Raw genomic sequence first — 22,293 nt, 5'->3', positions numbered from 1 at the left:
TCCGTTCCGGGTCGCCGCCTGAGTCCTATCCGCAGGCGATCCCGGTGAACAGCGCCGTGCTCGAGACCGGCGCGCCGCCGCCCTCGAGCGGTGTCGCGGTCACCTCGACCTGCCCGGCGGCCACATCCGCCGCCCGCACGGCGAACGAGTGCACCGCGCTCCTGCCCGCCGCGACGCTCGCGAACGACTTCGAGCCGAATGCCGACGACATGACGATCGAGACCGGTCCGCTCTCGAGGTTCGTCGCCTTCACCGCGACGTAGGCCTTCGAGCCGATGCAGCGGGACTCCGCCGTGACCGCGGGCACCCCATCGACCGAGAGCTCGGCCGCGGTCGCCCAGGCCTGCCCGGCGATTGCCGGGCTCGTCGCGACCAGCCTCACGTACCGCGCTGATCGCGGCGAGAAATACACCGACTGCGGCGCCGAGCCGGTCGTGAAGGTACCCGTCACCGCAGGGCTACCCCATGAGCCCGGCGTGTTCGAGGTGTAGACCGCGTAGCCGCCGATGTTGCCGTTGGTGCCGACGGTTCGACCCTGATAGTTGAACGCACACACCGACGAGGACGATCCGAGATCGAGCACGATCTCGTGCGGGTACGTCGCCTGACTCGACGAGTAGCGCGAGTGCCAGATCGTCGCCGGGTCGCCATCGATCGCATTCACGGCGCGACCGTTCTCGCTGGCGGTCTCCTCACTGCTGACGCTCGTCACGGCGGCCGGGCGCAGCGGCTCCGCCGAACACGAGCTCGTGACGGCCACGTTCGCGGTGCGCGTGGATTCACCATCGGCGGTGGTGAATCGGGTCGTCACCGGGAGGGAGAGCATTCCGACCGCCGACGACGGCACGGTAACCGCGAACGTCGCCGTCGCCGTTTCGCCGGCCGCGAGATCGGGCAGAGCAACCGATGCCGGCGAGGACGTCCAGCCGCTCGGCAGCGACGGCGCCACGGAGACGCCGGAGACCGGGTCGGCGGTGCCGTTCGCGACGTTCACCGTGACGGTCGTCGTGCCGCCCGCGACGAGGCGGGCGGGGTCGGCGGTCGCGGTGATCGAGACGTCGGCGATCGGCATCGTGAAGGCGAGGAGTCCGACGCCGCCGGGGCTCAGCACCCGTGGCCCGGAACGCATGTGGCTGAGATACGACACCGTCGCCGAGTTGGCGGCCGGTCCCGACAGCGTGAGCCGCAGCGCACCGGACTGCGCCGTCACCGCGGTGACCGTCGCACCGGTCACGCGGAAGTCGGCGGCGGCACCCGCCTCGACCGTGAGCGTCTCTGCGCCCTCGGCACCCGGCCGGACCTGCACGGTGACCGTCGTGCGCGCGGAGTCCGAGAACGCCGCGGTGATCGGATTCGGTGCGGCGACGCCCGTCGCGGTGCCGCCGAGCAGGTCGCGCCCGATCACGTTCGCGGCCTGGTCGCCCATGTCGCGGTAGCCGTCGACGTAGGAGTAGTGGCATCCGTCGTGCCCGTTCAGCCCGGTGGTCGAGAGCACCGTGACGTCATGGGTGTCGGCGAGGCGTCGCTGCGCGTCGCGAAGCGCGACCGGGATCGAGTTGCTGCACGGCGAGGTGCGCACCTGCCAGACGTAGTACTCCGTCGGGCTCGCGGCCGAGCCGAACTCGCTCCGCCAGTCGTCGAGGAGCGTCGTGAACCCGGCCACATGGACGGCGGCGTTGTCGTTCTCGTTCTCGCCCTGGTACCAGAGCACCGCCTTCACGCGGTCGAGCACACCCGCCGCGGCCAGCCGTTGCCGCAGTCGGCCGTAGTTGGTGGTGACGAGGTCGGGGTCGGCGTCGTTCCGCTGGAAGAAGTCGATCGGGCGACCGCTGTGCGCTCCATTGACCACTGCGACCGGCACGCCGTGCTCGGCAACGAGGCGCGACGCCATCCGCAGTCCCCATTGCCCGATCGCGCCCGCTTCCGCGTAGCTGTCGCCCGCTGCGATGTTCCACGTGCGGTCCGAGGCGGAGAGCCCGGGGTTGTCGGACGAGCTGCCGAAGCTTCGGATCCACGGCGATCGTTCGCCGTTCGCCGACCCGGAGAACATCCTCGCCTCGGCGTTCGACTGACCTTGGATCACGTAGACATCACCCGCGACGAGCCGATCCCACGTCGCGACCCGGCGCTCGCCCGCGGGCGAGATCGCGTCGAACTCGATGCGGTACTCGTGCAGCCCCGCCTCGAGCACCGGCGTCACGGCGAAGCCGCCGTCGGCCCCGACGGCGGCGGTGAAGTCGGTGGAGGCATCGCCCTTCCAGAGTCGAGCGCGCACCGAGGCGACCTCGGCATCGAGCACGGTGCCGGCGATCGCGACGGATGCCTCGTCGTCGGCGTCTCTCGGGAAGAGCTGGCGGTCCTCGGGCGCCCGGTCGAACGCCACGACTGCGGGGCGGGCGAACACCGTGAGGCGGCGGGTCGTGTACGTGGCGCCGTTCGCCGCGAAGGTCCAGTCGGGATTCGCCATGGTGCTCGTGCCGATGCCGAGGCCGAGCGCAGCGCCAGGGGTCTGCGTGAGCCCGGTGACCGAGAGCACCGTCTGCGGCGCTGCGCCCGCGAGCGCGTCGGGAGCGACCGAGTGGATGCCGAACGAGCCGAATGCTCCGGTCGCCGGAGTGTCTTCGGCGTCGTACGTCGTCGCCGAGGCACCGAAGATCTGCCCCGGTCGCGCCTGGGTGTACGTGTTGGGCCAGAATTCGAGGAATCCGTTGCCGCCGTCGACCGGGGCCACGCCGGCGACGCTCGAGGCGACATCGAGGTCGCCGACGCGCTGGCGCACGATCTCACCGGCGACCGTCGGAGGGTCGAGTCGGGTGGCATCGGTCGTGAACGGTTCCATCGCCGTCCACACCCACTGCGGACCCTGCGGCCCGTCGAGCTCGAGACAGTACCCGACCCGGTCGAAGCCTTGCGCGACCTCGGCGGTGCGATCGAAGACGGGCGCGAGCGCACCGCCGATGCCGACGCTCGTGGCCGGCAGGTCGAGCCCGAGCACCGGGACGAATTCGGCGGTGTCGGACACGTTGGACGCGCAACTGGTGGCGTCCCCCGGCCCGGCGGCGGGGAGCTCTGCCGCGCCGGCCGGCGCGACGGCCGCAAGCACCGGGATGACGGCGGAAAGGGCAGCGAACATTGCCGCCGCGCGGAGGCGGCGGCGGAAGACGGCTTGGGGCACGGGTTCCTCATCGAGTCCGTGTCAGACGCCGATTTTGCCTCGTACTCCGAAGTACGCCACCGCGCCGACTATACGATATTGAATCTAGAGTTCGGCTCGCGACGGAGTCAAGGATTGCTCGCGAACGGGCGGGCGAATCGCGTCACACCGCGACATCCGCTCGACATCGGGCCGTGACCTGCGCGGCCTAGGCTGGGAGCATGTCACGACGTGAAGAGGTCGAGTGCTGGCTCACCGACATGGACGGCGTGCTCGTGCACGAGAACCACGCACTGCCGGGCGCGGCCGAGCTGCTGCAGCAATGGGAGGACGCCGGCACGCCCTACCTCGTGCTCACGAACAACTCGATCTTCACCGCCCGTGACCTCTCGGCACGGCTGCGCTCCTCGGGCCTGAACGTGCCCGAAGACCGCATCTGGACGAGCGCGCTCGCGACGGCCGACTTCCTCAAGTCGCAGCTGCCGGGCGGCACCGCGTTCGTGATCGGCGAGGCCGGCATCCTCACGGCGCTGCACGACGCCGGGTTCGTGATGACCGAGACCGCGCCCGACTTCGTCGTCGTCGGCGAGACCCGGAACTACTCGTTCGAGGCGATCACCAAGGCGATCCGCCTGATCGGCAACGGCGCCCGGTTCATCGTGACGAACCCCGACGCCACCGGCCCCTCGGCCGACGGCCCGCTGCCCGCGACGGGCGCGATCGCCGCCCTCATCACGAAGGCCACGGGCAAGGAGCCCTACGTGGTCGGCAAGCCGAACCCGATGATGTTCCGTTCGGCGCTCAACAAGATCGGCGCGCACTCCGAGAACACCGCCATGATCGGCGACCGCATGGACACCGACATCGTCGCGGGCATCGAGGCCGGCCTCCACACGATCCTCGTGATGACCGGCATCAGCGACCAGGCCGAGATCGAGAAGTACCCGTTCCGGCCCGATGAGATCCTCGGCGGCGTGGCCGACCTCGTCGCGAAGGCGCCGGCCGAGACCGAGCTGTAGAACCACTCAGAGACGAGGACCGATCATGATCGAGCTGACCGACATCGAGGTCGACGAGGGCGAACTCGTCGCCGCGACCGTGCTGCCGGGCGACCGTCAGGTGGCCGTGCTGTTCGCGGTCGACGACGAGCCCGTCGAACCCGCCGAGATGCGCGCAATCGCCGAGCGGGCGCTCAGCGGGCCGACCGCCGACGACCTCGCGCGCATCGACGGCGAGGTCGTGCGCGAGCTCACCGAGTCGGCGTACGAGGGCACCGGTCACGAGGTCACGGCCGACGACTACGACCTCCTCGCACACGAACTCGAGCTGCAGGGCGTGATCGTCTCCCCCGATGCCACGCTAGTGCTCGTCTACGAGGCGCCGAGCCAGTACCCCGGCATGGTCGTGTACTGCCAGCTCGACGAACAGCTCGCGATCGACGACCTGAGCGTCGCGGAGGCAGACGAAGACGACGACGACGAAGTCGAGACCGTCGAGTTCGACTCCGTCGACGCCCTCCTCGACTCCCTCAGCGCCGAGCCGCGGCCCGACGCGGACTAGGCCGCGTCGCGCTCCTCAGGTCGCTTCGCCGCGGGCCGCTTCGCCGCGGGCCGCTCCTCGGGTTCGGCGTCGAGGCGCTCGCGCACCTCGGGATCGAGGTCGAGGTCGGCCGCGCCGAGCACCTCTTCGAGTTGTGCCACGCTCGACGGTCCGGCGACCGGGATCACCGGCACCTCGCGGCCGAGCAGCCAGGCGAGCGCGACCTGGTTCGGGGTCGCGCCGATGTCGCGGGCGACCTCGTGCAGCAGTTGGATCCGCGCGACGGTCGTCGGGTGGTTCACCCCGCCCCAGAGCGTCTTGTCGGTTCGCGTCAACGCCCCCTGGTGCAGCGGCGAGTACGCGGTGACCGCGAGCGGCGGGCGTCCGTCGACCCCGGTCGATGCCGCGTAGCTGAGCAGCTCGGGCGTCACGAAGTTCTGCCGGCCGAGCTTGGGCTGCGGGTAGACGTAGCTGTACTGCTGCTGCACGACGCCGTACGGCGCGACACCCTGGCGCAGCGCCTCCTCGCGCGCCTCGACGACGCGCCACAGCGCGACGTTCGAGATGCCCGCGATGCCGATGAGCCCGTCCTCCTGCAGGGCACCGAACGCGCCGACCGTCTCGGCCAGCGGCGTCTCGAGGTCGTCGACGTGGCCGTAGACGACGTCGAGGTGATCGACGCCGAGGTGCTGCGCGCTCTCGCGCGCCTCCCAGCCGATGACCTCGGCGCCGAGACCCTGGAAGTTCGTGGGCTCGGTGTTCGAGAGGGGCAGTGCAGGGTCCTTCTTGGCGGCCCCGAGCTTCGTGGCGATGCGCAGCCGGTCACGGCCGCCGCGGCTCACGAGCCAGCGGCCGATCACGTCTTCGCTGTCGCGGCCGTGGCCGTTGTCCCAGAAGCTGTAGTTGTTGGCGGTGTCGATGAACGTGCCGCCGGCCTCGACGAAGCGGTCGAGGATCGCGAACGAGGTGGCCTCGTCGATCTTCGTGCCCATCTGCATGGTGCCGAGGCAGATCGTCGAGACGTCGAAGCTCGTGGTGCCGTTGCCGATCGTGCGGTATCGCATGGTTCCTCCGTCTGTGGTGGGGTGACGGGATCGAGCGTACGAAGCATTCGGCTCGGGCTTACACTCCAATCAGCGGATGATTCACCAGACCGATTCGCGACGGCAAACGGGCACACGGCCCGAGACGAGGAGACGGATGACTCGATCGGGCCCCGCGCTCGCCTGGGAGACGCTGTTCGACCTCGACCCGGGCTCCGACTCCGGCTCCGGTCCTGCGCCACTCCGTGATCGGCTCGAACGAGCGATCCGCGATGCCGTGCACGCCGGTCGACTTCCGCCGGGTGCCGGCCTTCCGCCGAGCCGCGCGCTCGCCGAGACGCTCGGCGTCTCACGCTGGGTCGTGACGGAGACGTACGGACAGCTCGTGGCGGAGGGGTTCCTCGAGGCGACGGTCGGCTCGGGCACGCGGGTGCCGGCTGGAGGGAGGCATCCGCTCGCCCCGTCGGGCGTGCACGAGGTGCGCGCGGCGAACGACGAGCAGGGCACCGTGCCGCTCCGTGCCGAGTACCGGCGACCGCGCCTCGACCTCGGCCCCGGCGTGCCCGACCTGCGCCACGTGCCCAGGGCGAGGTGGGCCGGGGCGGTGCGACGCGCCCTCGATCGCCTCCCCGACGCCGAATTCACGGTGGTGGATCGGCTGGGGCATCCGCTCGCCCGCACGGCCGTGGCCGACTACCTCTCGCGATCGCGCCGCGCGATCGTCGCCCCCGACGACGTCGTGATCACGCACGGGGCGACCGACGGCATGGCCGGCGTCGTCGCAGGGCTGCGGGCCGCGGGCCACACGGCACTCCTCGTCGAGGACCCGAGCTGGTCTCGGCTCCGCGAGATCGCGGCCGCAGCCGGAATCACCCCGGTGCCGGTGCCGGTCGACGCCTCGGGGATCGACGTCGACGCGCTCATCGACGCCGCCGAGCGCACCGGCGCACGTGCGGCGCTCATCACGCCGGCTCACCAGTTCCCGCTCGGCGCGGCGCTGTCGCCGGCCCGGCGGGAGGCGATCGTGCGGTGGGCCCGCGACGTCGACGGGCTCCTGATCGAAGACGACTACGACGCCGAGTTCCGCTACGACCGCCGGCCGATCGCCGCGCTGCAGGGTCTCGCACCCGAACACGTGGTGCTCGTCGGCTCCCTGTCGAAGTCGATGGCGCAGGCCTTCGGGCTCGGCTGGGCGGTCATGCCACGCGGGCTTCGGGAGCGCGTGCCACTCGCCGACCGAGCGCGTCCGTCGACGCTCGACCAGGTCGCGCTCGCGGAGTTCATCACAACCGGCGACCTCGAGCGGCACTTGCGTGCGGCGCGCGGCCGGTTCCGTCGACGCCGCGCGGCGCTCCTGACGGCGCTCGAACGCGAGCTCCCCGGGCTCGAGGTCACCGGCATCGCCGCGGGCATGCACGCCGTGCTGCAACTGCCGCCGGGCGTCGAGGCCGCCGCGGTGCGGCGTGCCGCGGCCGGCGAGGAGATCGCCGTGTCAGACCTCACCGGATATCGTGCGTCGGCTTCCATGCCGAACGTCGATGCGCTCGTGCTCGGCTACGGCAACCTCTCGGACGCGGTCATCGACGAAGCGGTTGCCCGGCTCGCCGGAGTCATCCGCTCGCTCGCCTGAGATCGGCGACCAGAACGCGACCAGCGGCCGCCCGTCAATTCCCGAAGCCCGACCAGAAGCGGCCCCGCTCCTTGCCGCGCTCGACGTCGTTCATCGCGTCGGCGGCCTCGCGATCCTCGCCGCGGGACTTCTCGGAATGCCGGCGGAGCGAGAACGCCCACTGCGTCACGCCCCAGAGCGCGGCGATGACGACGATGCCCAGCCAGAAGGTCCAGTCCATGGGCTTCCCTCACTCGATACCCGTCACCCTAGGCGGGATCGAGCGTCACCGTCGGGGACTGCGGACGACCGGTCCGACGGAGGGTTGCGCCCTCGGGCGCGAGCTCAGGCGAGCCGGGCGACGGATGCCGCGACGCCCGCCCAGAACCGCTCGACGTCGAGTTCGACCGCGACCCAGGCGTTCGGTTCCCGCCCCAGCATGCCGTCGAGGTCGACGCTCGTCGCCCCCGCCGTCTCGACGCCGAGCAGCTCCACATCGAGACGCGTGCGCCGCAGCCCGACGCACCCCGGGTCGGCGAGCACCGCGACGGCGACGGGATCGTGCAGCGGCCCGTCGGGCATGCCGAACACCTCGTCGTTCGTGCGGCAGAAGAACTCGAAGAGCTCGTCGCCGAACGCCGCGGTCGCGTTGCCGACGGCGGCGACCTGCCGGCGCACGGCGGGTGTCACGAGGGCGAGGTGCGTCACGTTCAGGCCGACCATCGTGAACCGCACGCCGCTGCGCAGCACGAGGTCGAGCGCCTCGGGGTCGACGAGGGCGTTGAACTCGGCGTACGGCGTCGCATTGCCGCGGTCGGTCGAGCCGCCCATCCAGACGATCTCCCGGATGCGCCCGGCGAGGTCGGGCCGGTCGCGCAATAGGATCGCGACGTTCGTGATCGGCCCGGTCGCGATGACGGCGACGGGTTCGACGGACCCCATCAGCGTGTCGGCGATGAGCTCGGTCGCGGTTCGGGCGTCGAGCGGCACAGTGGGCTCCGGCAGTTCGGGCCCGCCGAGGCCGTTCTCGCCGTGGATCCACTCGGCGGTCTGCAGCGGCCGCACGAGCGGGCCGGCAGCGCCGGCGGCGACCGGCACGTCGGTCACGCCGGCGACCGACAGCGCGATGCGGGCGTTCCGGGTCGTGTGCTCGAGCGGCACGTTGCCGCCGACGGTCGTGACGGCGAGGAGGTCGAGCGACGGATGACCCGCGGCCAGCCAGAGCGCGAACACGTCGTCGTGGCCGGGGTCGCAGTCGATGATCACGGGAATGGTCATGCTGGGCTCGTTCTCTCGTCTCGGGTCGGCAGGCATGGGTGCGACGGCTCAGTCGGCGGCACCCGCCGCGGCGAGCACTTCGGCCCGGGGCGCGTACGAGTCGACCGTGCCCCTCGACTGCACGGCGAGCGAGCCGGCGGCGACGGCGATGCGGAGGGCCTCGGGCAGTGGGCGCCCCTCGGCGAGGAACGCCGCGAGCGTTCCCGTGAACCCGTCGCCGGCGCCCGTGGTGTCGACCGCGGTCACGCGCGGCGCAGCCGCCGTCCACGAGCCGGTCGCGTCGGCGGCCACGGCACCGGCCGCGCCGAGCGTCACGACGACCGAGCGGGCGATGCCGCCGGCAGCGGATGCCGCGAGCACCCGCCACCCGTCGAGGGTGGCGCCGTCCGCGGCATCCGTACCGACGCCGACCGCCCGCGCTTCGTGCTCGTTCAGCACGAGCGGGTCCGCGACGGCGAGGGTCGCGGCGGAGACCGCTGCGGGCGGTGCGAGGTTCAGCACGAACCGGACCCCGACCTCGTTCGAGACTCGAGCGAGGTGCTCGATCGTGTCGACGGCGAGCTCGCCCTGCGTGAGCACGACGGTCGCGGCGGCGACGCGGTCGCGCTCCGCGTCGACGAGCGCGGGCGTGAGGGCGAGGTTCGCACCGCCCGTGACGATGATCGTGTTCTCGCCCGAGGCGGCGACCGTGATCTGGGCGACGCCCGTCGAGGCATCCGGAATGCGACGGATCGGAGCGATCGGCAGACCGAGTCGCTCGAGGGCGCCCTGCGCGTACGCTCCGCTCGCGTCGTCGCCGATGCACGCCACGAATTCGACGGGGGCCCCCGCGACGTGCGCCGCGACGGCCTGGTTCGCCCCCTTGCCACCGAGGGCGACCTGGAAGTCGCGGGCGAGGATGGTCTCGCCCGGGGCGGGGAACGCGTCGACGTAGCTCGTCGAGTCGACGTTCAGCGAGCCGATGACGACCACCCGGCCCGGCACGGTGCCCGCGCCGGTTCGGGCACCGTCGCGTTCAGTGGTCATGCGATCAGGCCGCTGGACCGGGGCCGTTGATCGGCCCCGTCAGCGGCTCGCCGCCCGCGCGGTTCGCGAAGCAGTAGTAGTTGCGCTGGCCGGCCGCCCACTGCTCCTCGGTCACGGGGAAACTGCCCTGCACCTGCAGGTCGGGGATGCCCGCGACGAGCGTGGGCTCGAAGACGCCCGCGGCCCGGCACAGTGCCGGCATCTCGGCCGCGAGCGCGGCTTCGCCCGGGAACGGCGCCGCTTCGTCGCCGGGCAGCGTGCCCCGGTAGACGAGCTGCGCAGTGTGCGGCGCGGCGCAGTCGACGACCGTGAACTCCTCGGCCCAGACCGACTCGAACGGCTCGATGCACTCGCCGCCGAAGAGGGTGTCCCAGGCGTGCACGCCGGCCGGCTGCGCGGCCGTCGGCGCGGCGACGGGCGTCTCGGATGAGCTCGCCGACGGGCTGCCGCTCGCCTGTTCGCCTCCCCCGCCGGTCAGCTGGGTGCCGAGGTAGTAGAGCCCGGCGAGCACGAGCAGCACGACGAGTCCGCCGGCGACCCAGATGAGCGTTCGCGTGGTGCGTTTGGCGCCCTTCGGGGCACCGGGCGAGCCGCCCGTGCCACCACCGGCGCCTCCGCCGGCGCCTCCGCGATCTCCACCGCCGCCGGAGCCCGAGGAGCCATTGCCGCTGCCGGTGCGCTGCGGGCCGATGCCACCGCCGACCGGCCCCTGCGACGGGGGCAGGGGGTAGCTCGGCGCGGCCGGTTGCGACCCGTTCGGTGCGCCGAACGGATCGTTCGTCGCGGCTGCTGCACCGAAGAGGGCGCCCATCGCGTCGTCGTCGGTTGCGCCGAACGGATCGTGGTTCGTCGCGGCCGGCCGTTCGCCGAGGCGCACGTCGTCGCTGTACGGCGCCGTGTCGGCGGCAGTCTCGTCGCCGGGGAACGCCCACTCGGGGGCTGCGGCCTCGGGGGCGGGTTCGTCCCATGCCGGCTCGGCGGCGTCTGCGGCGAACGGGTCCGGATTCTGGCCGGCCGAACCTGCCTCGCCCAGGAAGGCGGTCGCGACGGATGAAGGAGCGTCCTTCGGGTCCTCCGCGTTCGGATCCGGCGTCAGGTTCCAGAAGTAACCCGTATCGGCCATCTCGCGCGCGATCGATGATTCGTCGTCGTCGAACGGCATGCCGCCTCGACCCGCTTCGGGCTCGTCGTCGGCGCGGGCGCCACCGAAGAACCGACCGCGGATGCCGGACCCCGCCCGGTCGTCGGCCTCGTCGGGCTCCGCGTCTGCGGCGTCGTCGTCATCGTCATCGAATCCCAGTCCGAGCGCGTCGAGCCCGGCCGGCACGGGGGCGGTCGGCGGGTTCGCGCCGGAACCGCCCGAAGGCGGCGTCGGCCCTGCAGCACGTGCGCGCGGCGCACCGCCGCCGAGCGAGGCGAGGAGGTCGTCGACGGGGGCGGGCGGCTCGCGCGTCGGGTCGTCGTCGCCGCCACCGGTCGCCGAGGCGAAGGCCGGGAAGGGCGTGGTGTTGAAGGCGCTCGCCTCGCGGACGGGCGCGCCGACCGCGGCATTCTCCTGCGCTGCGGCCATGCCGCGCACCTCGAGGAACGGGAATCCGCTCCGGGCGTCGGGCTCGCGCTCATCGTGTCCGTACTGCGGCACGACTGGCTGCGATGCCTCGTGAATCGGCTCCGCCGGGGCGGGGGCAGCCGGGGCCGCGGACTGGATCGGCACGGCACGCGTCTCGGCCAGTGCGGCGAACGGATCGGTGGTGTCCGCGGCGAACGCCGCGAACCGATCGCGTTCGGGGCGCGGTGCCTGCTGGAACGGCGGCTCCGCTGCGAGCGGCGCCACGGGTTCGGCCGGCGCAGTCGGCCAGGTCTGGGCCACCGGCACGGGGGCCGCGGGCTCGGCCGCTGCGGTCGACCAGGCCTGCGCTACCGGCTGCACGGGGGCCGCGGGCTCGGCCGCTGCGGCCGGCCAGACCTGCGCTACCGGCTGCACGGGGGCCGCAGGCTCGGCCGCTGCGGTCGACCAGACCTGCGCTGCCGGCTGCACGGGGGCCGCAGGCTGAACCGGGGCCGCCGAGGGCTGCTCGGGCTCGTGGAGGGCGGCCCACAGTTCATCGTCGTACGACGCGGGTCGCGCGGCGGCCGCGGCACGGGCATCCCATCCGGCCGGCGCGGTCGACGGCGCGGTCGGGTGGACCGGCACGACCGGCTCGGCCGACTGCACCGGCGTGAACGACTGCCGAGCCACGGGCGGCGGCGCGAACCCAGCGAACGGCGAGTCCGCGGGAGCGATGGATTCTGCCTCCGGCGGCACCGGTGCCGCGGGCGTGGTCGGTGCTGCAGGCGCGGCAGGTGCGGTCGCGCCCTGCGGTCGCCCATCGGCATCGTTCGCCGTCGCTGACGGGTCGGCGAGGCTCCGGAATGCGGCACGGATCGCGTCTTCGGACGAGAGTTCGTCGGAACCCCAGGTGAGCGCGAACGGGGCGGTCGGCGTCACGGGCCCGGGAGGCGTCGGCGGCACCCCGGGAGGGACGGCCGCCGGAGTCGATGCCACGGGGGTTGCGGGCGACCATGCCGGGGTCGAGGGAGCGGGCGTCCACGAGTCGGTCGGCGCAATCGGCGTCGTCGGGGTCGTCGGAGCCGCCGGGGGCCACGCGGCGGCGGGTGCCACGGGTGCCGCGGGTGCCACGGGTGCCGCGGGTGCCGCGGGTGCCGCGGGAGCGGCAGGCGGCCACGCACCAGCAGGAGCCGAGGGCGTAACCGGCTGGGCCGGTGCCGCGGCCGGCGTACCGACCGGGGGCTCGACCGCGGTCAGGTACACGGGAGCGGCGGCGGGGGGCTCATGCGGCAGACCGACCGCGAAGGGCGGGGTCCACGACTGCGGAGGCACCGGCGAGCCCGCATCGGCAGTCGGCGCGACCTGCTGCGGCGGCTCAGCGGCCCGCGGAGCCGGAGAGCCGACGACGGGAAGCGCACTCGTCGCGGGGTCCGCGCGGGGAGCCGGAGCCTCGGAGAACCAGTCGAGCACCTCTTCGCGGCGCGGGGCCGGAGTGCGCGGCGCCGCGGGTGCGGCCTGCTGCGCCGGCGGTGCGACCGGCTGAGCCGGCGGTGCGACGGGCGGAGACGGGATGTCGCGGCGCGGCGCATCGCCGCCCGCCAACTGGGCGAGCAGCCAATCTGCGCCGTCGCCTCCCAGACCCTGCCCGTCGCTCGTCATCAGGCCAGCCCCAGGTCTTCCAAACCGATGGCGTACAGGTACGGCACGCCCTCGGCCTCGATGATCTCGCGGGCACCGGTCGCACGGTCGACGACCACCGCGACGGCCACGACCTCGGCGCCGACCTTGCGGAGCGCCTCGATCGCCTTGATGGGAGAACCGCCGGTCGTCGATGTGTCTTCGAGCACGATGACGCGCTTGCCGGCGAGGTCGGGACCCTCGACCTGCTTGCCGCGGCCGTGGTCCTTCGGCTCCTTGCGCACCACGAAGGCGTCGTACGCGAGGCCCTGGGCGGCACCCTGGTGCAGGATCGCCGAGGCGATCGGGTCGGCTCCCATGGTCAGGCCGCCGACGGCGACCACGTCGGGCACGTCTTTGATGAGGTCGATCATGACCTGTCCGATGAGCGGAGCCACCCGGTGGTCGAGGCTCACCTTGCGGAGGTCTACGTAATAGGTGGCCTTCTTGCCGCTCGTCAGGGTGAAGTCCCCGTGGAACACGGCGTCGGCCGCGATGAAGTCGATCAACTGGGCGCGCACGGCGTCGATGGGCTGAGGCTCTCGGAGGGTCACCCGAATACTCTACGACCCGGTCGCCTGAGAGGAAGGGGCGGATTTCTCAGCGAGCGGCGGCGGCATCGAGGCATCCGCTCGTCGAGGACTCGACGCCGCCCTTCGCCGGCGGCCCCAGAACGACCGCGGGGTGCCCGGGAGCAGGCGCGCCCAGAAGGGCGGGGCCGTCTCCTCGGCGAGCGCCGCCGGCACGTCGATGTGGAAGTCCGCGATCTCCTCGGCCCCCTGGTGAACGACGCGATAGAGCGCCGTGCCGATGAGCACGCCGAGCGCGATCGACATGATCGAGATGAGGGCTTCGGCGAAGTCCTCGTAGCCGCGCGTGGTGCCGATGGCCTCGGTCAGTCCGACGAGACCGGCGGCCCCGGGCACGAGCAACCAGAACGCGGGCAGGAAGGTGAGCTGCGACGGGGCGCCGTGGCGCAGCGTCGCGATCCAGAGCACGACGGGGGTCATGGCGAGCGCGCCGATGAATCCGCTGACGGATGCCCCGATGAGCGCCCCGCCCGCGACCTGGCCGGTGTAGGCGACGAGCAGCACGAGGAGCACCCATCCGAACGTCCGCGGTGGGGCCGAGAAGTGGAGGTAGTTGCCGATCGCGAAGAGCAGCACGCCGAAGAGCGCCGTCCACCACGGGAAGCCGTCGCCAGAGTCCAGCGCCACGTACGAGGAACTGCCGACGCCGACGAGCGTGCCCGCCGCCAGGATGCCGAAGGCGAGCAGGGAGAGCTGCACGAGCCCGAACACGAGGCGCGAAGCGCCCGCGAGCATCTGGCCCGCCGCCAGCTCGACGACGGCCGTCGTCAGCACGCCGCCGGGCAGGAAGGTCGCGAGCGGGGCGATGAGCAGTCTGATCGGGTCGCCGATCGCGAAGTACGGGGCGATGAGGAAGACCGCGGTGGCGCAGGCGAAGGCCGCGAACACGGGGAAGACGATCTGCAGCGTCGGCGAGCGCACGAGCTTGGCGACGCCGATGAACGCACCGAGCACGAAGGCGACGAGCGCGCCCTGCCACGTCGGTGCGAGCAACAGCGCGAGCCCAGTGGTCAGCACCGCGTGACCGAACGTGCGCACGATCCATCCGTGCGACGGCTTCATCGCGCCGATCTCGTTCAACCGCGTGATGCCCTCGAGCGGCGTGAGCTCCGCGCGACCGGCGGCGTCGATCAGGCGATACAGCGCCGCGATCTGGTCGAACCGGAACGAGGCGTTCACCGAGGAGCGGATCGCGACCCTGCCCTCGTCGCCCGCAGCCGTCTCGATGAGGATCACGGTCGGCAGCACGACGACATCCGTGTCGTCGCGCCCGTACGCGCTCGAGACCTTCACGAGCGTGTCGCGGATCTTGTCGGTCGAGTCCGCTGCCGCGTTCATGCCCTCCGCGAGCCCGAGGAGGAACCTGCGGAGGAGCGCTTGGTCGGCCGCCTCCGTCATCAGACGATGACGAAGGAGAGCGCGACGCCCACGAGGATCGCGACGACGACGTAGACGAGGTTCGGCAGCTGGAACGAGTGGTCGAAGACGAACTTGCCCATCTTGGTCGTGCCGGTCTGGTCGAACGCGACCGTGGCGACCTGGCTGCCGTTGGCGGGCAGCGTGTAGATGCCCATCGCCGCCGGCCAGAGGCCGACGAGCAGCGGTGCGGGCAGGCCGATGGTGATGCCGATCGGGACGATCGCATTGGTCGCGCTCGACTGGCTCGTCGTGAGCATCGCGACGAGGAAGAGGGCGAGTGCGAAGAGCAGCGCGCCGAGGAACGCCGACGAGCCGGAGACGAGCGATCCGAGGCCGTCGACGATGAGCGTGTTGTTCGCCGCGACGAAGGTGTTCGCGAGCCACGCGATGCCGAACAGGGCGATCGCGCCGACCATGCCGGCCGGGAAGGTCGACTGCTTCGGGACATCCGCCGCCTTGACCTTGCAGGTGACGAAGATGAGCGCGGCGATGACGCCCATGATGACCTCGATGATGACGGTGATGCTGACGCGAACCGGGTCGCCCGCGTCATCCGTGCCGATGATCGGGCGCAGGCCCGTGAAGAGGCCGAAGAGCACGATGACGCCGACGCCGGTGAGGAAGATCGAGGCAGAGAGCACGGCGCTGCGCGGCAGCTTCTTGTCGGCGTCGACCACGACGGCCGGCTTCACGAGGTGCTCGGCGACGCGACGCTGGAACTCGGGGTCGTCCTCGAGCTCCTTGCCGTGCTTGACCATGACGAGCGCGGCGATGCCGAGGCCCACGATCGAGGCCGGCCACATGATGAGCAGGAGCTTGCCGAGGTCGACGCCCTGCGGCGCGAGCAGCACGACCATCGAGGCGGTGGCGGCGGAGACCGGGCTGCAGAGGATGCCGACCTGCGAGGCCACGGCGGAGACCGACAGCGCGCGCTCGGGGCGGATCTTCTGCTGGTACGACACGTCGTAGATGACGGGCAGCAGCGGATAGAAGATGTTGCCCGTGCCGGCGCCGACGGTGAAGAGGAACGACATCGCCGGCGCCAGGAAGACGACCGACTTCGGCCGCTTCTTGATGACCTTCGACGCGACCGAGACCATCCAGTCGATGCCGCCGGCAGCTTGCATGACGGATGCCGCGGTGATGACGGTGATGACGATGAACACGGCGTCGACCGGGGCATTGCCCGGCGCCTCGCCGAAGACGAAGACGAGCACCGCGACACCGACGAGGCCCCACACGCCGAGGCCGATCCCGCTCGTGCGGGTGCCCATGTAGATCGCGAGGATGACGACGATCAACTCGGCGACGAGGATCCAGACGTTGTCGTTCACGACGAGGGCCCCTTCACGATCGGGCCCGTGCTCGCGAGCACGGTGGTCGGCAGCGGTGTCTCGACGATCTCGCCGTCGATCGCCTCGACCTTCAGTGCGAGCGCGTCTTCGACGGGACTGATGGCCGTGACGAACTCGGAACCCTCGAAGTGCAGCGACTGCAGGTTGCCGACCGCGTAGCCCGTCGCGAGCTCACCGCTCAGCAGGGAAGCGTGGAACAGGGGCTGCCGCTGGTCTTCGGCGTCGTAGTGGGGGCAGAAGCTGCCGTGCAGGAACCCGAGGCCCTCGGGGAGCACCTGCAGCGTGGGACCGTAGCTGTCGGTCGTGCCGCCCTCGAACCAGCAGATGCCGCCGGCCGAACCGCCGGTGAAGACCGTGTTCGAGTTCGGGTCCTCCCACATCTCGCGCATGATCTCGTCGAGACCCTGGCGCGTCCAGACGTCGAGCATGTTCGCCGTGTTGCCGCCGCCGACGTGGATCACGTCGAAGCCCTTCACGAAGCCCGCGAGGTCGTCGACGGCACGGTGGAAGAGCGGCAAGTGGTGCGGTGCGCAGCGGTCGGAGTCGTACGTCGTGTAGAAGCTCACGATGTACGCGGCGTCGTCGCCGGTCGCCGTGCCGACGAAGAGCACGCGCGGACGCTCCTTGCCGGTGAGCTTCAGGATGTACTCGTGCGTCGGGTCGGCCCGCCGCTCCATCATCGCCTTGCCTGCGCCGGTCGCAACCACATGCGCCATCGTTCCCCCAAACGTCGAACCTTCGGGCACACGCTAGCGGCAGATCATCGGCGGTGTCGAGAGACACGACGGCACGCATCGGGATCCCCCCATCGCATCCCGATACGCATGGAGAAGGGCCGCCCCGCGGGGTGTCCCTCCCCCGCGCGGCGGCCCTGCAATCGGGCCGCGCATCCGGAGAAGGGATGTCCCTCCCCCGCGCGGCGGCCCTGCAATCGGGCCGCTGACGCGACCCTCGGGCCGCGCATCGACGGGAGGATTGCCCCTCCCGGTGCTCGCGGCCCGGTGTTCCGGGGAACGGACCCCCGGGATTCGCGGACCTAGACGGTGCGCGCGAACGTCTCTCGCGGCTGACGACGGTAGCCGTCACGAGCGGTGACGACGATCGAGCCGATGACGGCGGCGACGGAAACGGCGCCGAGGAGTACGAAGACCATGGTGATTCCTTTCGAAGTACGAGCGGGTGATCGAGCAGTCGATGCCCCATTGCACGTGTTCGACACCTCAATTCTCGCGCCGCGAACTCTTCAGCACAAGCTCACGATTCTACAATGACGATGTAGGCTGGCTACATGGATGTGCGCCGATTGGACCTTCTGCGAGAGCTCGCCGAACGCGGCAGCGTGACCGCCGTCGCCGAGGCCACCGGCCGCACGCCGTCAGCGGTGTCGCAGCAGCTCAAGGTGCTCGAGCGCGAGGCCGGCATGCCGCTCACGGAGCGCAGCGGACGAGGCGTCGTGCTCACGAGCGCGGGCCATGCGCTCGCCCGAAGCGCCGCCGATGTGGCCATCGCGCTCGAACGCGCCACCGCCCTGTGGGACGAGTTCCGCAACCACCCGAGCGGCGAGGTCTCCCTCCTCACCTTCCCCACAGTCGGAGCGACCCTTCTGCCCGCCGTGCTCACCGACCTCGCCGAGGTGGCGGGCCTCGTGGTGCGTGCGACCGATCTCGACCCCGAGCTCGCCGAGTTCGCCGACCTCACGAGCGACTACGACATCGTGCTCGCGCACACCATGCCGGGCGTGCTCCCGTGGGGCGGCCGGGGCCTGAAGGCCGTTCCGCTGCTGACCGAACCGCTCGACATCGGGCTGCCCGCCGACCACCGCCTCGCCGGGAGAGCGCACCTGACCCCCGCCGACCTCGTCGACGAGACGTGGCTCGGGGTGCCGCCGGGCTTCCCGTTCGAACGCATCCTGCACGCGATCGAGCAGCAGGCCGGGCAGCGCGCGAAGGTGAGCCAGCGGTTCAGCGACATGCGCATCATCGAAGCGTTCATCGAGGCGGGCCTCGGCATCGCCTTCGTGCCGCGGTTCACGAGCGGCGCCGTGCCCGATTCGATCATCTTGAAGCCGCTGCGCGGCGTGGCATCCGCTCGGCAGATCGTGGCGCTGGTGCGGCCGGATGTCGCGGAGCGCCTCGCCGTGCGCACCGTGCTCGACGTGCTCGTGGCGCGCGCCTCGCGGCTCGAGCAGGCGCACGCCGCGGCCTGACCCTGGCCATGCGGCGTGCACGTCGCTCGGGACACCTCGTGTCGCACGGGACCACGGACATCATGGGTCCGGTGCGACACGAGTGGTCCCGAGCGGCGAAGTAGACTCCACGTCCATGAGCGATGACGCGATCCTGTTCGAAGTCGAAGACGGGCTCGCCCGCCTCACCCTCAATCGCCCGAACCGGCTGAACGCCGTCGACCCCGACGCGATCGCCCGCTGGCAGGCGCTCGCCCACGAGATCGCCGAGCGCGACGACATCGGCGCCGTGCTCTTCGACGCCAACGGCCGTGCGTTCTGCGCGGGCGGCGACGTGCGGGCGATGTCCGAGCTCGCAGCCACCGCGGTCTCGAACGGCGAGGAGTCGGCCGCCGCGACGATCACCGCCCTCGCCGACGCGATCCACGACGGTCACCGCACGCTGCGCGAGAGCTCGAAGCCGATCGTGGCCGCCGTGCAGGGGCCCGTCGCCGGCGGCGGGCTCGGGTTCATGCTCGTCGCCGACCTCGTCGTCGCGTCCGAGCACGCGACCTTCGCGAGCCGGTACGCGGATGTCGCGCTCACGCCCGACTGCGGTGTGAGCACGCTGCTGCCCGAGGCCGTCGGCACCCGCCGCGCACTCGAGCTCACGCTGACCTCGCGCACCCTCACCGCAGCCGAGGCGCTCGACTGGGGGCTCGTGGCCGAGGTCGTCGCACCCGATGCCCTCGAGGCGCGGGCCCGCGAGATCGCGCAGTCGTGGATCGACGGGGCGACCGCGGCCTTCGGGCAGGCGAAGCGCCTCGTGCGCTCGGGCCTGACCCGCGACTTCCAGACGGCGCTCGACGACGAGGCGCGAACGATCGGCGCCGCCTTCGCGACGCCCGAGGCGAGCGCCCGCATCGCGGCCTTCGGAACGCGACCGACCTCGCGCTGACCGTCGGACGGGTCAGCGCGAGGTCGGTCGGGGCTCAGCCGCAGGTTCGCGCCTCGTAGGGCACGACCGTGGTGGACGACACGGGGCTCCCGCCGACCTGCGCCGTCGCCGTGACGTCGACCTCGCCGGCCGGCAGCGTGGCCAGTCGCGTCGAGAAGGCGTGGACGGCGTTCTTCCCCGGAGCCACGGCCGTGAACGACTTCGTGCCATAGTCGGTCGTGAGGGTGACGTCGAGCGGCAGCGACTCGCCGTTCAGCGCCCGTACCGAGAGCACGGCCCGCCCGCCGATGCACCGGCTCGTCACCGACGCCTCGACATCGAGCTCGGGAGCCGCGGCGACGGTGACGACGCCGTGCCCGGAGACCGGGATGTCGCCGACCGTGGCGCGGTACTCGAGCCGCAGCTCGCCGTTGCCGTCGAGGAGGATCGGGCCGGAGGCATCCGCCCACTCGTCGTCGTTCACGCGGTACTCGACGTCCGAGACCGGGCCGGCGGTGCCGCTCGCCCGCACTGTCACCGTCGGCGGGGTCGCGTAGGAGCCGTCGGGGCCGTCGGGCTCCGCGGGTGAGATCTCCGCCGTGATCGCCGCCTCGGGCTCGGCCGACGACGGGATCGACAGCTCGAACAGGCTGAGGTACGGGCTGAGGTTCTTCGCCGTGACCGTCACGCGCAGGTGCCGCGCGGTGACCGGCGTGAAGGTGACCAGGTCGGTTCGCGCGCCGGCCGCCATGGCCGTACGAGTGGCCACGGGGGTCCACGTCTGCGCGTCGCTCGAGACCGCGACCGTGTAGTCCTTCGCGGAGGCGCCCTCCCACTTCAGCGAGAGCTCGCCGAAGCGCTGCGCGGACCCGAGATCGACCGCGATCCACGGCTGGGCGCTGTAGTCGGCCGACCAGCGGGTGGCGTCGTTGCCGTCGATGGCGAGGCTCGCCGGGAACGAGGCGGCCTCGACGCCCGAGGCCGTCGCCGTCGCGCCCTTCGTGAGTGGCGCAGGACTGAAGACGGAGACGCGCCAGGCGGCGATGTCCCCGTCACCGGCACGGATGTCGCGGAGGGCGACGTATCGTGCCGGAAGCCGGCCCAGGTCCACGGCACCGGTCTCGCCATCGACGTCGTCGGCGACGTGCTGCCAGAACCGGCCGTCGGTCGAGACCTGAACGTCGTAGCCGGCCGGCGGGACCCCGGCCCAGTCGATCTCGACCCGACCGGTCGGCGCCGATACGCCGAGATCGAGCACCACCTCGGCGGTCTGCTCCGACGTCGCCCAACGGGTGAGGGAACGACCGTCGGTGAGGGCCGAGGGCGATGCGCCCTCGTTGCTCGACGAGGCCGTCACTGCGGCGCCGAGCGAACGCTCGCCCGCAGCCGCCGTGCCGTTGCCCTGCTCGATCGTCGTGAGTCCGGGCGCCACTCCGATGCGCCGCTGCAGCGCCGTGAAGTCGCCGTAGCCGAGCGCGGGCGTGGTCGACTTCCATGTCTTCTGCGCGATCACCGGGAACGAGTCGCGCATGAGGCCGTGCACGTCGAGCTCGGTGTACTCGCGGTGCACGAGGTCGTTCCAGACGGCGAACATCGCGCCCTTCGGCGTGCCGGCGGGTACCACCTCGGTGCTGCCCAGCTTGTTCGGCAGCCACGAGTTGTACAGCGACGAGTTGTTCAGCCCGTTGCCGTGGTAGTAGTTCGCGAAGGGCACGACGTACAGGTCGCCGTCGTTCGTGTTGATGAAGTCGTAGCCGTCGGCGAGGGCCGAGGCCATGCCGTACCAGCCGTTGTTCCACGCGTTGATCGTCACGTCGCGGTCGTAGCCGGCAGCCGAGCCGTGCATCACCGTCATGCTGCCCCACGCGCGCGGGTGCTTTCCCAGCCCCCGGATGTGCTCGGCCATGGTGTTGAAGAAGGTGCGGTAGTCGTCCCTGCCCTCACGCGGGTACTCGTCGGTCCCCATGTGCACGTCGGGTCCCTCGAACCAGGGCGTGAACTCGTCGAAGACGGCCTTGATGGTCTCGGTCGATTCGGGCTTCGAGAGGTCGAGGTGGTCGGAGTCGCCGCCGTTGAACCCGATCTCGGGCTTCCAGCGGATGAAGGAGCGCGAGTGCGCGGGCGCGTCGATCTCGGGGATGATCGTCACGGCGTGGGCTGCGGCGGCATCCTCGAAGCTCTGCCAGTCGGCCCGATCGTAGGCGCCGTCCTCCGAGGCGAGTCCCGCGAAGGCCGGGTTGTCGGACTTCAGGCGGAAGCCGTCGTACGCGTCGACCCAACCGCCCGCAGGCCTCGCGATCTCGTTGTCGTTCAAGTGGATCTGGAACTCGTTGAGCTTGTACCAGCTCATCATCGTGATGTAGTCGCGAACGAACTCGGGGGTGAAGAAGCGGCGCCCGACGTCGAGCATGAACCCGCGCACCTCGTGGTTCGGCCAGTCGATGCTCTCGCCGATCGGCAGCTCGGCGCGACCCGGCGACTGCAGCAGCGCCTGCAGCACCGTGCGGGTGCCGTAGAACGCGCCATCCGTGTTCGGTGCGGCGATCTCGACGCCGTCGGCGGAGACCGTCAGGCGATACCCCTCGGTGCGGAACAGCTCACCACCCGGCGCGTGAGTGAGCGCCTCGTCGTAGTCGAGCACGAGGTCACCCGCGGACGGCGCGCCCCCGACGACGTCGACCGAGATGCCGGTGGTCGCCGCGAGGTCCGCGGCGAACTGCGTCGCGACCTCCTCGAGTTCGGGATCGGCGACGATGCGGCTCGAACCGTCGAGCGTGAACGAGCCGGTGCCGCCGGTCCAGGTCTGCAGCTCGGGGATGATGCGGGGCGCCGGGTTCTCGGCGGCCTGGGCCGCCACCGGCACGAACGTCGAGACGATCACGCCCGCCCCCAGGAGGAGGGCGGCCGCGGCGCGACCCCGGGTGTTCGAACGACCTCTGATGCTCATGTTCTC

At 71.6% G+C, this 22,293-nt stretch carries 16 protein-coding genes; 5 read left to right on the top strand and 11 right to left on the bottom strand.

Annotated elements, in window-relative coordinates; all coding sequences use genetic code 11:
• Positions 1-25: 25 nt before the first annotated feature.
• A complete protein-coding gene (locus tag ESP57_RS12140) occupies positions 26-3,175 on the bottom strand; it encodes a discoidin domain-containing protein (RefSeq protein WP_129231777.1) in 3,150 nt (1,049 codons plus the stop codon).
• Between the two features lie 200 nt (positions 3,176-3,375).
• Between ESP57_RS12140 and ESP57_RS12135 the strand changes: the two genes are divergently transcribed.
• Together ESP57_RS12135 and ESP57_RS12130 are read left to right on the top strand one after the other, a co-directional pair.
• Positions 3,376-4,173 (top strand): HAD-IIA family hydrolase, encoded by a 798-nt coding sequence (locus tag ESP57_RS12135; RefSeq protein ID WP_056012232.1) that lies wholly within the window; start codon positions 3,376-3,378, stop codon positions 4,171-4,173.
• 25 nt (positions 4,174-4,198) lie between these two features.
• Positions 4,199-4,714, top strand: coding sequence for a hypothetical protein (locus ESP57_RS12130; RefSeq protein WP_129231776.1), 516 nt, complete (start codon positions 4,199-4,201; stop codon positions 4,712-4,714).
• On the opposite strand, the gene ESP57_RS12125 is transcribed toward ESP57_RS12130, so the two are convergent.
• Positions 4,711-5,757 (bottom strand): aldo/keto reductase, encoded by a 1,047-nt coding sequence (locus ESP57_RS12125; RefSeq protein ID WP_129231775.1) that lies wholly within the window; start codon positions 5,755-5,757, stop codon positions 4,711-4,713. The two genes, ESP57_RS12130 and ESP57_RS12125, sit on opposite strands and share 4 nt — an antisense overlap.
• Before the next feature lie 136 nt (positions 5,758-5,893).
• On the opposite strand from ESP57_RS12125, the gene pdxR reads away from it, so the two are divergent.
• Complete coding sequence (pdxR, locus tag ESP57_RS12120; RefSeq protein WP_129231774.1) at positions 5,894-7,366, top strand: MocR-like pyridoxine biosynthesis transcription factor PdxR; 1,473 nt, start codon at positions 5,894-5,896, stop codon at positions 7,364-7,366.
• 34 nt (positions 7,367-7,400) lie between these two features.
• On the opposite strand, the gene ESP57_RS12115 is transcribed toward pdxR, so the two are convergent.
• The 8 genes from ESP57_RS12115 to ESP57_RS12080 all read right to left on the bottom strand — a co-directional run bounded on the left by ESP57_RS12115 (position 7,401) and on the right by ESP57_RS12080 (position 16,955).
• On the bottom strand, positions 7,401-7,586 hold the full coding sequence (locus ESP57_RS12115) for a hypothetical protein (protein ID WP_129231773.1): 186 nt from the start codon (positions 7,584-7,586) through the stop codon (positions 7,401-7,403).
• A gap of 104 nt (positions 7,587-7,690) precedes the next feature.
• On the bottom strand, positions 7,691-8,623 hold the full coding sequence (locus tag ESP57_RS12110; RefSeq protein ID WP_129231772.1) for a nucleoside hydrolase: 933 nt from the start codon (positions 8,621-8,623) through the stop codon (positions 7,691-7,693).
• Positions 8,624-8,671: 48 nt separating this feature from the next.
• Positions 8,672-9,649: a ribokinase gene (locus tag ESP57_RS12105; RefSeq protein WP_129231771.1), complete on the bottom strand. Its 978-nt coding sequence runs from the start codon at positions 9,647-9,649 to the stop codon at positions 8,672-8,674.
• Positions 9,650-9,653: 4 nt separating this feature from the next.
• Positions 9,654-12,857, bottom strand: a complete 3,204-nt coding sequence (locus ESP57_RS12100; RefSeq protein ID WP_129231770.1) for a hypothetical protein — start codon at positions 12,855-12,857, stop codon at positions 9,654-9,656.
• Positions 12,857-13,429 (bottom strand): orotate phosphoribosyltransferase, encoded by a 573-nt coding sequence (pyrE, locus tag ESP57_RS12095; RefSeq protein ID WP_235507761.1) that lies wholly within the window; start codon positions 13,427-13,429, stop codon positions 12,857-12,859. Before pyrE ends, ESP57_RS12100 begins: the two co-directional genes overlap by 1 nt.
• 9 nt (positions 13,430-13,438) lie before the next feature.
• Positions 13,439-14,863, bottom strand: coding sequence for a threonine/serine exporter family protein (locus ESP57_RS12090; protein WP_129231769.1), 1,425 nt, complete (start codon positions 14,861-14,863; stop codon positions 13,439-13,441).
• Positions 14,863-16,218 (bottom strand): anaerobic C4-dicarboxylate transporter family protein, encoded by a 1,356-nt coding sequence (locus tag ESP57_RS12085; RefSeq protein ID WP_115960178.1) that lies wholly within the window; start codon positions 16,216-16,218, stop codon positions 14,863-14,865. Before ESP57_RS12085 ends, ESP57_RS12090 begins: the two co-directional genes overlap by 1 nt.
• Entirely contained in the window at positions 16,215-16,955 is a 741-nt protein-coding gene (locus tag ESP57_RS12080) for a Type 1 glutamine amidotransferase-like domain-containing protein (protein ID WP_129231768.1), read from the bottom strand. Before ESP57_RS12080 ends, ESP57_RS12085 begins: the two co-directional genes overlap by 4 nt.
• 572 nt (positions 16,956-17,527) lie before the next feature.
• On the opposite strand from ESP57_RS12080, the gene ESP57_RS12075 reads away from it, so the two are divergent.
• Positions 17,528-18,445 carry a LysR family transcriptional regulator gene (locus ESP57_RS12075; RefSeq protein ID WP_056012262.1) on the top strand — a complete coding sequence of 306 codons (918 nt, stop codon included), beginning with the start codon at positions 17,528-17,530 and terminating at the stop codon, positions 18,443-18,445.
• A gap of 115 nt (positions 18,446-18,560) precedes the next feature.
• Complete coding sequence (locus ESP57_RS12070; RefSeq protein WP_129231767.1) at positions 18,561-19,361, top strand: enoyl-CoA hydratase/isomerase family protein; 801 nt, start codon at positions 18,561-18,563, stop codon at positions 19,359-19,361.
• Positions 19,362-19,395: 34 nt separating this feature from the next.
• Here ESP57_RS12070 and ESP57_RS12065 read toward each other — a convergent pair whose 3' ends face one another.
• Positions 19,396-22,287, bottom strand: a complete 2,892-nt coding sequence (locus ESP57_RS12065) for a discoidin domain-containing protein (RefSeq protein ID WP_129231766.1) — start codon at positions 22,285-22,287, stop codon at positions 19,396-19,398.
• Between the last annotated feature and the right edge of the window lie 6 nt (positions 22,288-22,293).

The organism is Agromyces fucosus (genome assembly GCF_004134865.1).
Lineage (GTDB): Bacteria > Actinomycetota > Actinomycetes > Actinomycetales > Microbacteriaceae > Agromyces > Agromyces fucosus.
This window is presented reverse-complemented; position numbering and strand designations above follow the sequence as displayed.

Excerpts from the sequence above, each read along its gene's own strand:
- ESP57_RS12135 (WP_056012232.1), top strand. The coding sequence starts at position 3,376 with ATGTCACGACGTGAAGAGGTCGAGTGCTGGCTCACCGACATGGACGGC.
- ESP57_RS12130 (WP_129231776.1), top strand. The coding sequence starts at position 4,199 with ATGATCGAGCTGACCGACATCGAGGTCGACGAGGGCGAACTCGTCGCC.
- ESP57_RS12125 (WP_129231775.1), bottom strand. The coding sequence starts at position 5,757 with ATGCGATACCGCACGATCGGCAACGGCACCACGAGCTTCGACGTCTCG.
- pdxR (WP_129231774.1), top strand. The coding sequence starts at position 5,894 with ATGACTCGATCGGGCCCCGCGCTCGCCTGGGAGACGCTGTTCGACCTC.
- ESP57_RS12115 (WP_129231773.1), bottom strand. The coding sequence starts at position 7,586 with ATGGACTGGACCTTCTGGCTGGGCATCGTCGTCATCGCCGCGCTCTGG.
- ESP57_RS12110 (WP_129231772.1), bottom strand. The coding sequence starts at position 8,623 with ATGACCATTCCCGTGATCATCGACTGCGACCCCGGCCACGACGACGTG.
- ESP57_RS12105 (WP_129231771.1), bottom strand. The coding sequence starts at position 9,649 with ATGACCACTGAACGCGACGGTGCCCGAACCGGCGCGGGCACCGTGCCG.
- ESP57_RS12100 (WP_129231770.1), bottom strand. The coding sequence starts at position 12,857 with ATGACGAGCGACGGGCAGGGTCTGGGAGGCGACGGCGCAGATTGGCTG.
- ESP57_RS12090 (WP_129231769.1), bottom strand. The coding sequence starts at position 14,863 with ATGACGGAGGCGGCCGACCAAGCGCTCCTCCGCAGGTTCCTCCTCGGG.
- ESP57_RS12080 (WP_129231768.1), bottom strand. The coding sequence starts at position 16,955 with ATGGCGCATGTGGTTGCGACCGGCGCAGGCAAGGCGATGATGGAGCGG.
- ESP57_RS12075 (WP_056012262.1), top strand. The coding sequence starts at position 17,528 with ATGGATGTGCGCCGATTGGACCTTCTGCGAGAGCTCGCCGAACGCGGC.
- ESP57_RS12070 (WP_129231767.1), top strand. The coding sequence starts at position 18,561 with ATGAGCGATGACGCGATCCTGTTCGAAGTCGAAGACGGGCTCGCCCGC.
- ESP57_RS12065 (WP_129231766.1), bottom strand. The coding sequence starts at position 22,287 with ATGAGCATCAGAGGTCGTTCGAACACCCGGGGTCGCGCCGCGGCCGCC.